The organism is Mycobacterium sp. NGS67, from assembly GCF_059812185.1.
In genome coordinates this window covers 45,749-56,382 of record NZ_JCALCF010000032.1, presented here as the reverse complement: position 1 = coordinate 56,382, position 10,634 = coordinate 45,749, and the positions used below count along the sequence as shown (strand labels likewise).

At 68.1% G+C, this 10,634-nt stretch carries 10 protein-coding genes and 1 pseudogene; 2 read left to right on the top strand and 9 right to left on the bottom strand.

Going from position 1 to position 10,634, the window contains the following annotated elements; genetic code table 11:
• Positions 1-1,167, top strand: a pseudogene (locus AC5Y4D_RS23200) (HNH endonuclease signature motif containing protein); the annotation flags it as partial.
• Between the two features lie 8 nt (positions 1,168-1,175).
• On the opposite strand, the gene AC5Y4D_RS23195 reads toward AC5Y4D_RS23200, so the two are convergent.
• From AC5Y4D_RS23195 to AC5Y4D_RS23160, 8 genes are all read right to left on the bottom strand, one after another.
• A complete protein-coding gene (locus tag AC5Y4D_RS23195; protein WP_500038319.1) occupies positions 1,176-1,640 on the bottom strand; it encodes a DUF1942 domain-containing protein in 465 nt (154 codons plus the stop codon).
• A gap of 125 nt (positions 1,641-1,765) precedes the next feature.
• The gene (locus tag AC5Y4D_RS23190) at positions 1,766-2,776 is read right to left on the bottom strand and encodes an NUDIX hydrolase (RefSeq protein WP_500038318.1); all 1,011 of its coding nucleotides are present in this window, start codon (positions 2,774-2,776) and stop codon (positions 1,766-1,768) included.
• Positions 2,776-3,900: a glycosyltransferase family 4 protein gene (locus AC5Y4D_RS23185; RefSeq protein ID WP_500038317.1), complete on the bottom strand. Its 1,125-nt coding sequence runs from the start codon at positions 3,898-3,900 to the stop codon at positions 2,776-2,778. Before AC5Y4D_RS23185 ends, AC5Y4D_RS23190 begins: the two co-directional genes overlap by 1 nt.
• Entirely contained in the window at positions 3,900-4,850 is a 951-nt protein-coding gene (locus AC5Y4D_RS23180) for a phosphatidylinositol mannoside acyltransferase (RefSeq protein ID WP_499992891.1), read from the bottom strand. Before AC5Y4D_RS23180 ends, AC5Y4D_RS23185 begins: the two co-directional genes overlap by 1 nt.
• The gene (gene pgsA / locus AC5Y4D_RS23175) at positions 4,850-5,503 is read right to left on the bottom strand and encodes a phosphatidylinositol phosphate synthase (RefSeq protein WP_499992843.1); all 654 of its coding nucleotides are present in this window, start codon (positions 5,501-5,503) and stop codon (positions 4,850-4,852) included. The genes AC5Y4D_RS23180 and pgsA overlap by 1 nt, the downstream gene beginning before the upstream one ends.
• Positions 5,500-6,063: an ATP adenylyltransferase gene (locus tag AC5Y4D_RS23170; protein ID WP_499946691.1), complete on the bottom strand. Its 564-nt coding sequence runs from the start codon at positions 6,061-6,063 to the stop codon at positions 5,500-5,502. Before AC5Y4D_RS23170 ends, pgsA begins: the two co-directional genes overlap by 4 nt.
• Positions 6,047-8,077: a threonine--tRNA ligase gene (gene thrS, locus AC5Y4D_RS23165; RefSeq protein WP_499992840.1), complete on the bottom strand. Its 2,031-nt coding sequence runs from the start codon at positions 8,075-8,077 to the stop codon at positions 6,047-6,049. Before thrS ends, AC5Y4D_RS23170 begins: the two co-directional genes overlap by 17 nt.
• Before the next feature lie 61 nt (positions 8,078-8,138).
• Positions 8,139-8,753: a PaaI family thioesterase gene (locus tag AC5Y4D_RS23160; protein WP_500038316.1), complete on the bottom strand. Its 615-nt coding sequence runs from the start codon at positions 8,751-8,753 to the stop codon at positions 8,139-8,141.
• A gap of 93 nt (positions 8,754-8,846) precedes the next feature.
• Here AC5Y4D_RS23160 and AC5Y4D_RS23155 point away from each other — a divergent pair, with 93 nt between their 5' ends.
• Positions 8,847-9,350, top strand: a complete 504-nt coding sequence (locus tag AC5Y4D_RS23155) for a DUF1990 domain-containing protein (protein WP_500038315.1) — start codon at positions 8,847-8,849, stop codon at positions 9,348-9,350.
• Positions 9,351-9,353: 3 nt separating this feature from the next.
• Here AC5Y4D_RS23155 and AC5Y4D_RS23150 read toward each other — a convergent pair whose 3' ends face one another.
• Entirely contained in the window at positions 9,354-10,574 is a 1,221-nt protein-coding gene (locus AC5Y4D_RS23150) for an alpha/beta hydrolase family protein (protein ID WP_500038314.1), read from the bottom strand.
• Positions 10,575-10,634 lie beyond the last annotated feature (60 nt).

Sequence of the window (10,634 nt, the reverse complement as noted above, 5' to 3'; positions counted from 1 at the left end):
TGGGGACATCGGTTTTTCGGCGTTCGCCACGGTGGTCTCGCGCACCGATCTGATCGAGGACCCCCAGGTGCTGGCCCGGGTGGATGCGTTGGTGGCCGCCAACATCACCCGCTGGCCCGCCCTGAGCGGCTGGCGGCTCTCGGCGCAGGTCGACAAGATCGTGGCCCGTCTCGACCTCGATGCGGTGCGCCGGCGCAAAAAACGCCAGCGCGACCGCGAGATCTACATCGGAGAAGACTTCGAAGGCCTCAGCGACATCCAAGGCCACCTGGCCAGCCCCGATGCCCGCGCCCTGGACGACAAACTGTCCGCGCTGGCGGCCACCGTGTGCTGCCATGACCCGCGCACCCGCACCCAACGCCGCGCCGATGCCATCGGGGCCCTAGCCGCCGGCAACGAGCGCCTGGCCTGCCGCTGCGACCGCCCGGACTGCACAGCGGCCACCCGCCCACCGGCCGGCCCGGTCGTCATCCACGTCATCGCCACCCACGACACCCTCAACGGCACCGCCGACCACCCGGCGGCGATGATCGGCGCCGAAGGGCTCATCACCCCCGAACTGCTGGCCGAGTTGGCCCAGACCGCCAAACAGGTGCCACTGATCCACCCCGGCTACTGCGCCCCCGAACCGCACTACCGCCCGTCGAAAGCGTTGGCCGACTTCGTGCGCTGCCGGGACCTGACCTGCCGCTGGCCGGGCTGCGACGTACCCGCCACCCAGTGTGACCTGGATCACACCATCCCGTGGTCGCAAGGCGGGCCCACCCACGCGGCCAACACCAAGTGCTACTGCCGTACCCACCATTTGGTCAAAACCTTCTGGGGCTGGACCGAACAGCAACTGCCCGACGGCACCCTGATCCTGACCTCCCCGCCGGCGACACCCACGTCACCACCCCCGGCAGCGCCCTGCTGTTCCCCAGCCTGTGCACCGCCGTCGGCGGCATGCCCACCCCCGAAACCCTTGCGCCCCAAGACCACTGCGCCCAACGCGGCGCGATAATGCCCAAACGCCGCCGCACCCGCGCCCAAAACCGCGCTCACCGCGTCACCACCGAACGCCGACACAACCACCAAGCCCGCACGGCCAACCGCCACGCCAGCGTCACCGGCTGGACCGACACCAGCCCACCACCAGGCCCCGACGACGAACCCCCACCCTTCTAGGTGGGCGGTCAGCCCTTCCAGACGACCTTGTCAGTGCCGCCGGCGTCCCGGTACACGACGCTGTCGGGCACTGGGCCGTTCTTGACGTCGAAGTACAGCTTCCCGGTTACTTCGGTGCCCGCCATGAGTGGCTGGTTCGGCAGGCCGTCCGGCTGGTTCCCCTTCATGACCGCGTAAGTGGAGCTGTTCGCTGCGCGCGCGTTGAAGTTGGCAATGTTCGGAGTCGGCGAGCCGCTGACGCCCCTGGCCGTCACCTCGGAATACCATGCGCCGTCATTGTTTCCGCTGGGCTGCAGGTTACCCACCGTGTAGCTGATGGATCCGACGCCGGCTGCCCCGGCGATCTCTGCCGCTTGGCCGAATGCGACGGCCTGCGGGTCCGCCATTGCGGGTGCCGCCGTCAGAATCGCTGCCGCCGCGATACTGGCAGCCGCCATCGTTTTCGTCTTCACTGCGATCCTCGGGAACATCATTGAAGACTCCTTCCCCTGTGTTCGTGCGCTGAAAAGTGGGAGCCGCATACTTCGGACCACAAAGTGAGTTCTAGCCAACACACGGGACTTCAAACCTGCTCGGCACCTGACAACAGATGCTTCAGTCAGCGGATCGACTGCGGAACCACCGCGTCGCGGTTGTCAGCGAGCTCACCAGCCACCACCAGTAACTCGCCGAGCTGGCGCGGATACACCAACTCACCGGCACCCTCCAGGGCCGCGATATCCGCGGCGTCACACCAGCGGGCGCCCTGGATGTAGCTACGCTCCAGCTCGGTCCGCCCGTCCAGCGTCGGCTCGAACCGACGGGTGCGGTGCACCAGGTAGAACTCCTCGCTGTCGATCATGGTCCCGTTGAACTCGAACACCTCGTCGCGCCGCCAGATCGGGCCGACCATCTCCGTCGGCGCCACCGAGAGCCCGGTTTCCTCGGCCAGCTCGCGGGCCGCGGCTTCGGCCAGCCGCTCGCCGTCGAGAACTTCCCCGCCGACGGTGAACCACCACCGCGGGGCATCAGCCAGCGCCGGATCCGACCCGCACAACAGCAGCACCGCCCCGGCTTCGTCGAGCAGCACCACCCGCGCCGAGGTGCGGTGGTTGAGTTCGTGGTCGGTGTGCGCCTGGGCGTGCGGGCGTTCGACGATCTCGAAGTACGTTGGCAGCGGCGCTCTTCCACCGAGCCGGAAGAGCCGCACCATGCGCCGCTCGGCCAATACCAACGTGTCGCGCACCGCGTCGTTGTGGAACCTGCGGGCCAGCAGTACCCGCGCCTCGGCGTCGGCGAGCTCAGCCAGTAAAGCGGCCGGCACCGACGCCGGATCCACCATCGCCAGCGCGGCCGACAGCTCGTTCTCCGCGGTCTCGCGCCCGGTGCGGGGCGCGCGTTCGGCGGCGTCGGCCAACTCAACCAGCCGCCTACCTTCGGGCGCGCTGCCGTAGGCGTCGATCGCGACCGCACGCGCCACCACCGCGCGTCGCGCCAGCGCACCGTCCAGCGCCTGCCAGGACAGGTCGTAGCGCACGTGCAACCGGTCCAGCCGGTTCGCGCGCTGATACCCCCAGGCAGCGAACGCCAACAGGACCACAACGACGAGCGCGGCGATCAGCCACGCCATCAGCTGGCCACCTGCACCTTGACGCCCGACCCGGCGACCGTCTCGTAGACGCGCATGATCTGGCTGGCCACCACCGACCAGTCGTAGCGGCGGACCGCCTCGGCGCCGGCCGTCACGTATCGGCCGCGCAACCCGTGGTCCCCCAGCACGGCGACCAACGCCTCGGCCAGCGCGCCGCTGTCGTCCACCGGGACCAAGCGCCCTACCGCACCGTCCTGCAGCACCCGCCGGAATGCGTCGAGGTCGCTGGCCACCACCGCGGTGCCGGCGGCCATCGCCTCCACCAAGACGATGCCGAAGCTCTCACCGCCGGTGTTGGGCGCGCAGTAGACGTCGGCGCTGCACATGGCCGCGGCTTTACCGTCCTCGTCCACCTGACCCAGGAACCGGATATTGTCGACGAATCCGCTTGCCTGAGAACGCAATTCGTCTTCGTCTCCGCGACCGACGATCAGCAGTTGCAGGTCGGGAAAGCGCTCCAGCACCGCGGGCATGGCGGCCAGCAACGTCGCCATACCCTTGCGGGGCTCGTCGTAGCGCCCCAGGAACAGCACCGTCTTGCCGGGTCGCGGGTAGCCGTCCAGCGCAGACGCGGACGCGAAGAAGTCGACGTCGACGCCGTTGGGGATCTCCACCGCGTCAGAGCCGACCGATTCCATCTGCCAGCGCCGGGCCAGGTCGGACACCGCGATCCGACCGATGATCTTCTCGAACCGGGGACGCAACATGCCGCCCAACACCGACATGGCCACCGACTTGGTGGTCGAGGTGTGAAACGTCGCCACGATCGGCCCCTCGGCGATGTTGAGGGCCAGCAACGACAGGCTCGGGGCGCTGGGCTCGTGCAGATGCAGCACGTCGAAATCGCCTTCGGCGAGCCACTTCTTGACCTTGCGGTGGGTGGCCGGCCCGAACCGCAACCGGGCCACCGACCCGTTGTAGGGAATGGGGACCGCCCTGCCGGCGGAGACGACGTAGTCGGGTAGCGACGTCTCCGACGAGACCGGCGCGAGCACGCTGACGTGGTGCCCGCGGGCGGTCATCACGTCGGCCAGTTGCAGTACGTGCGACTGCACCCCGCCCGGCACATCGAACGAGTAGGGGCAGACCATCCCGATCCGCATCAGCCGCCCTTCAACCACGCCCGACGGTCGTCCGACAGATCGGCCAACCACTGCGGTTGCAGCATGTGCCAGTCTGCGGGATGGGCGGCGATATTGCGCGCGAACTCGTCGGCCAGCGCCTGGGTGATGGCGCGGACATCGCCGCTGCTGGTGTCCAGCGGCGTCTGCATGTTGCAGGCCCAGTCGTTGCCTTCGAACCAGCAGTGCGACGGCAGCAGGGCGGCCCCGGTGGCGATCGCGAGCTTGGCCGGACCGGCAGGCAGCCGGGTGGGTTCGCCGAAGAAGTTGACCTCGACCCCGGTGCGGGTGAGGTCGCGGTCGGACATCAATGCCACGATCTTGTTGTCGCGCAAGCGATCACACAACGTCTCGAAGGGCGGCCGCTCCCCGCCGGAGTGTGGGATCACCTCGAAGCCGAGGCCTTCGCGGTAGTCGATGAAACGGCGATACAGCGACTCCGGTTTGAGCCGCTCGGCGACGGTGCTGAAGGTGCCGTGCGTCTGCGCCAGCCACAGCCCGTTCATGTCCCAGTTGCCGCTGTGCGGCAGGGCGAGCACGACGCCACGTCCCGCGGCCAGCGCCGCATTCAGGTTGTCCTGGCCGTGCGTCCCGACGTCGAGTTGCCGCGTCAGCTCGCGGTGGTCCATGGTGGGCAGCCGGAACGCCTCCCGCCAGTACCGGGCGTAGGACTGCAGCGAGGCGCGCATCAACGACTTCGGCACCCGGTCGGGCGGCACCCCGATCACCCGGGCCAGGTTCTTGCGCAGCTGCTGCGGCCCGCCGCGGCGGGCGGCGTAACGCGCACCGGCGTCGAATGCGTTGCGGGCGGCGAACTCCGGCAACGCCCGAACCGCCATCCAGCCGGTGGCGTACGCCCAGTCGGAGGCGGCACCGGTGACCAGTTCACGGGGCCGGCGACCGGGCAGACTCACACTTCCCGACGGCGGTATCACGGCTCACTCTTTCCCGGTAGCGCCAGGTGGTCGACGGCACCCGGCGAGGTTCGCACCGCGTACAACCGCTGCCCGCAGGTGATCACACTCAACACCGCCAGCACCCACATCGCGATCGGCAGGGCCGGCGGCCAGGCCACGAACGGGAAGTCCGATACTCCCGCACCGACCAGCACGATGATCAGCCGTTCGGGCCGTTCGATGAAACCGCCGTCGCCGCGCAACCCACTGGCCTCGGCGCGGGCCTTGATGTAGGAGATCACCTGCGAGGTCACCAGGCAGATCAGCGTCGCCACGGTGAGCCACTTGTCGTGCTGGTGGAACGCGATCCACCACAGCAACCCGCAGAACACCGCGCCGTCGCCGAGACGGTCGCAGGTGGCGTCCAGGACGGCACCGAATCGGGTGCCGAACCCGCGTTCCCGGGCCATCGCCCCGTCCGCCATGTCGAACAGCGTGAAGAACCAGACCACACATCCGCCGTAGAACAACTGACCCATCGGAAACAACACCAACGCGCCCGCCATCGAACCGACGGTGCCGACGACGGTGACGATGTCCGGCGTCAGACCGACCTTCAGCGCTGTCCGGGCCACCGGGTCGGTGGCGCGAGCGAAGAACGCCCGGGACAGAAACGGGAGTTTGCTCATGGCTGCCGTGCCCACTCCTCGGCCAGCAGCCGACGGGTTTCGCGCAACAACTGCGGTATCACCTTGGAGCCGCCCACGATGGTGATGAAGTTCGCGTCGCCGCCCCAGCGGGGCACCACGTGGATGTGCAGGTGCTCGGCCAGCGAGCCGCCCGCCGACGTGCCGAGATTGATGCCGACGTTGAAGCCGTGCGGACGCGACACGTTCTTGATGACGCGAATCGCCTTCTGGGTGAACGCCATCACCTCGGCGCTCTCCGGCTCCGTCAGGTCTTCCAGCTCCGACACCCTCCGGTAGGGCACCACCATCAGATGGCCGGGGTTGTACGGATACAGGTTGAGCACGGCGTAGACGAGTTCGCCGCGCGCCACCACCAGGCCGTCTTCGTCGGACATGGTCGGGATGTCGGTGAACGGCTGGGAGGGGTTGTCCTCGTCGCGCTTGAGCGGCCCTTCGGCCAGGTAGTTCATCCGATACGGGGTCCACAACCGCTGCAGGTGGTCGCGGCGTCCCACGCCGCGGTCGTGGATCGTGTCATCCTGCTCAGCCACCGTCGGCAACCTTCACCAGTTCCGCTGTCGGAGTGGCGTTTTGACGACTTGCGATCCAGTCCGCGATGGCCGCGACGGCCGTCTCCCGCGGCACCCCGTTGATCTGGGTGCGGTCGCCGAACCGGAAGCTGACCGCGCCGGCCTGCACGTCCCGGTCGCCGGCCAGCAGCATGAACGGCACCTTCTGGTTGGTGTGGTGCACGATCTTCTTGGCCATCCGGTCGTCGCTGAGGTCCACGTGCGCCCGCACCGCGTGCGACTTGAGTTGAGCGACAACGTCTTCCAGATAGTCGATGTGCTCGTCGGCCACCGGGATACCGACCACCTGGACCGGTGCCAGCCACGCCGGGAACGCACCGGCGTAGTGTTCGGTGAGGATGCCGAAGAACCGTTCAATCGACCCGAACAGCGCGCGGTGGATCAGCACCGGGCGCTGCCGGGTCCCATCGGAGGCGGTGTATTCCAGCTCGAAGCGGTCCGGCATGTTGAAGTCGACCTGCAGCGTCGACATCTGCCAGCTGCGGCCCAGCGCATCCTTGACCTGCACCGAGATCTTAGGACCGTAGAAAGCCGCGCCACCCGGGTCGGGCACCAGTTCCAGCCCGGAGGCCTCCCCCACCTCCCGCAGGACCTGGGTGGCTTCCTCCCACACCTCGTCGGAGCCGACGTACTTGTCCGGGTCCTTGGTGGACAGCTCCAGGTAGTAGTCGTCGAGGCCGTAGTCGGCCAGCAGGTCGAGCACGAAACGCAAGACCGACGTCAGCTCGTCGCGCATCTGATCGCGGGTGCAGTAGATGTGCGCGTCGTCCTGGGTCATGCCGCGCACCCGGGTCAGGCCGTGGATCACACCGGACTTCTCGTAGCGGTAAACGCTGCCGAACTCGAAGAGCCGCAACGGAAGTTCGCGATACGACCGTCCGCGGGCCCGATAGATCAGGTGGTGCATCGGGCAGTTCATCGGCTTGAGGTAATAGTCCTGGCCGGGTTTGCGCACCGAGCCGTCCGCGTTGAATTCGGCGTCGAGGTGCATCGGCGGGTACATGCCGTCGGCGTACCACTCCAGGTGGCCCGAGGTGAGGTAGAGCTGTTCCTTGGTGATGTGCGGGGTGTTGACGAATTCATATCCCGCCGCGGCGTGCTTCTGACGCGAATACTCCTCCAGCTCGCGACGCACGATCCCGCCGTTGGGGTGGAAAACGGCCAGCCCCGAACCGATTTCGTCGGGGAAGCTGAACAGGTCGAGCTCCACCCCGAGCTTGCGGTGGTCGCGGCGCTGCGCCTCGGCGATCAGTTCGAGGTGGTGGTCCAGCGCTTCCTGCGACTCCCACGCGGTGCCGTAGATGCGCTGCAGGCTGGCGTTCTGCTGGTCGCCGCGCCAGTACGCCGCCGAGCTGCGGGTGAGCTTGAACGCCGGGATGTGCTTGGTGGTGGGGATGTGCGGCCCGCGGCACAGGTCACCCCAAACCCGTTCGCGGGTACGGGGATTGAGGTTGTCGTAGGCGGTGAGCTCGTCGCCGCCGACTTCCATGACGTCGGGGTCGCCGGACTTGTCGTCGACGAGTTCGAGCTTGAACGGTTCGTCGGCGAGTTCTTCGCGGGCAGCGTCCTTGGAGGCATAGACCCGCCGGTCGAACAGCTGACCTTCCTTGACGATCTGGCGCATCCGTTTCTCCAGCGCCTGGAGATTTTCGGGTGTGAACGGCTCGGGGACGTCGAAGTCGTAGTAGAAGCCATCGACGATGGGCGGACCGATACCCAGCTTGGCTTCCGGGAACATGTCCTGCACGGCCTGGGCGAGCACGTGGGCGGCGGAGTGCCGGATCACGCTGCGCCCGTCTTCGGTGTTGGCGGCGACCGGGGTCACCTCCGTGTCGGCCTCGGGCACCCAGCTCAGGTCGCGCAGCTTGCCCTCGGCATCACGCACCACCACGACCGCGTCCGGTGTCCCGCGGCGCGGCAAACCCGCCTCGCCGACGGCGGCAGCCGCGGTGGTCCCGGCGGGGATCCGGATGGGGGCGCTCATGGGGTTTGGTCTCCAATACTGAATGCGAGGCGATCGCGGACAATGCTATCGGGGCGTCGCGTCAAGGCTGCCCCGGCTTGAGCCGCACGAACAGGGCGTCGGCTTCGGTGAGCAGGGTGTCGCCGTCGCGCAACCGGCCCGATACGAATATCTTGCGGCCATCCACGCTGTCGATTCCGGAGTCGAACTGCAACTCCTTTTCGATCGGCACGATGTTGCGGTAGTTGATCTTCAGGTATGCGGTGCGCTGGCGCTTGCTGCCGGTGAGCACCGATGCCGTCAGGCCCAGCACGGTGTCGAACAGCATGCCCAGCGAGCCGCCGTGCACGGCGCCGTTGCGTCCCAGGTGAAACCGGGCGAACCGGGCCCACCCCTCGATGCGGTCGTCCTCGGTCTTGCGAGCGTCCATCGGCACCGTCAGGACGTTCCCCCGCACCGGCAGGTCCATCCGGCGGCCCGACGGCGACAGCCATTCGTCGGCGTCGTAGGGAGCCAGCAACGCCGAAAGCTCTTCCAGCCGGTCGGCGGCCTGGCTGATGACGTCGTCGGGCGCGTCGACGGCGCGGGCGTGGTCCTGCAATTTGCGCACCGCATCGACGAACCTGCCGTAGTCCGGTCCGCCCTTGGTGGTGGGCTCGGGCGGGTTGAATCCGCCGCCGGGATGAGCGTGTGTCACCAGGACACCGTATTGGGCGAGTCATCGTCCCATGGCGGTGCAGGGTGCAGCGGCTCGCGGAGGATCTGCCCGGACACGTGGCAAGCTGGCCGGGTGGACCTGGATGCGTATACCGACCAGCAGCTGACCTATCCGGAGGTCGGCGCGACGGCCGCCGCCCAACTGCCTCCCGGGTACACCCATCTCGCCGCGTCCGCCCCGATCGGGACGGGCCGGGAGCGCTTCGAACAGGCCGCCGACGCCGTCATGCACTGGGGGATGCAGCACGGGGCCGGACTGAAGGTGCAGGCGAGTTCCGACGCCGCCACGGTGTCGTCGATCGTGGTGGTCAAGATGATGGGTGTGCTGCGCGCGCCGTGCCGCGTGGTCTATGTGGTCGACGAGCCCGACGTGCGCGGATTCGCCTACGGCACGCTGCCGGGCCACCCGGCCTCCGGCGAGGAACGCTTCGCGGTCCGTTACGACCCGGGCAGCGGGGCCGTCTATGCGGAGGTGTCGTCGTTCTCCCGGCCCGCGACCTGGTGGAGCAAACTGGGCGGACCGTTTGTCGTGGTGGCGCAGCGACTCATCGCCAAGCGCTATCTGCGCGGGGTGTGACGGCTAGCCGTCCAGCAGGCCCGACTGCTGCAGTGCGTCCCGGATGAACGCCTGCACCGGGCGGGAGCGGATGAAGCCGGCATGGCCCCCGCGGTACCAGACGATCTCGGGCTTGCCCCAGTGCTCCCACAGCCGCACCACCTGCTCACGGGGATGCACGACCTGGTCGGCGACACCGGCGTAGACGAAGCGGCCCCGCATCGGCACCAACGGGGTGAACGACAGCGGCGAGGTCATGGCGCCGATCGGCTCGGCCAGCTGCATCGTGTCGCGGCGCGGATCACCCCTGCGCAACCCGGCGTGCCGGCTCAGCAACTCGACCAGGTTGGCCGGCGGCACGCCCAGAATGGCGCAGGTCAGATCGGTTTCCAGACTGGACAGCAACGCCGCGACGTAACCGCCCAGCGAGATGCCGTTCAACCCGATCGGCGAGTCGGGCTCTTGGGCGCGCACCCAGGACAACAACCGCCGGATGTCCCACACTGCCTGCGCGGTGGCGTGCACGTCGTCCATGACGTCTTCACCCGGGAACACCACACCCTTGGGCAGCCCGCGCGCCCGCCGGCCGTGCATGGGAAGGACGGGCAGCACCACGTTCAGGCCCAGTTCCTCGTGCAACTTCCAGGCCCGGAAGATCCTGAGATCTATTGCCGATCGGCCCATTTCGGTGCCGTGCACGCAGATCAGCCAGGGCCGCGGCTCCGGATGGCGTAGCAGCACTGCGTGTTCGCGCTGCAGCGCGGTGTATCCCAGCCACCGGTCCCGACCAGGTTCGCCGGGGTGCGGGGTGTATCCGCTGTCGAAGGACAGGAACTGATGAGAACGCCCGCGTCCCTTGACGTCCCGGATCTTGACGTCCGAAAGCGGCGGCGGCGCAGTGAAAAAGCCCTCGGGCTTCTCGAGCCAGCCACGGTTGCCGTAGAAGTCCAGCGCGGCAACCACTTCGTCGTTGATCCGCGCGAACGCGGCGGGTTGGCTGACCGGCCGGCGCACTTTCAGCCCTGCCAGCACCACCTCGTCGCGGAAGGCCTGTGCCGCCAGGGCGACGGTCGGACGGGCGATCGGAAGGTCTGCGACGTCGCTGCTGTCGGATTTGCGGTAGTCGCGCCACGAGCGCGCGAAGTACCGGCCGGTGCGCGTGAACGGCCGGACCGTCTGCCCGACGGCGCCGGTCAGGTTCAGCCCGCGCGGTCCTGACATGCCCTCTTTGGCAGGTACTGACATGTCTCAAACGCTAACACCGGGTAACGACCCCACCGGGCTACCCGCACCTCGATATCGGTC

What these genes read in the sequence shown, in the direction of transcription:
- AC5Y4D_RS23195 (WP_500038319.1), bottom strand. Translation starts at nt 1,640, where the DNA reads ATGATGTTCCCGAGGATCGCAGTGAAGACGAAAACGATGGCGGCTGCC.
- AC5Y4D_RS23190 (WP_500038318.1), bottom strand. Translation starts at nt 2,776, where the DNA reads ATGGCGTGGCTGATCGCCGCGCTCGTCGTTGTGGTCCTGTTGGCGTTC.
- AC5Y4D_RS23185 (WP_500038317.1), bottom strand. Translation starts at nt 3,900, where the DNA reads ATGCGGATCGGGATGGTCTGCCCCTACTCGTTCGATGTGCCGGGCGGG.
- pgsA (WP_499992843.1), bottom strand. Translation starts at nt 5,503, where the DNA reads ATGAGCAAACTCCCGTTTCTGTCCCGGGCGTTCTTCGCTCGCGCCACC.
- thrS (WP_499992840.1), bottom strand. Translation starts at nt 8,077, where the DNA reads ATGAGCGCCCCCATCCGGATCCCCGCCGGGACCACCGCGGCTGCCGCC.
- AC5Y4D_RS23150 (WP_500038314.1), bottom strand. Translation starts at nt 10,574, where the DNA reads ATGTCAGTACCTGCCAAAGAGGGCATGTCAGGACCGCGCGGGCTGAAC.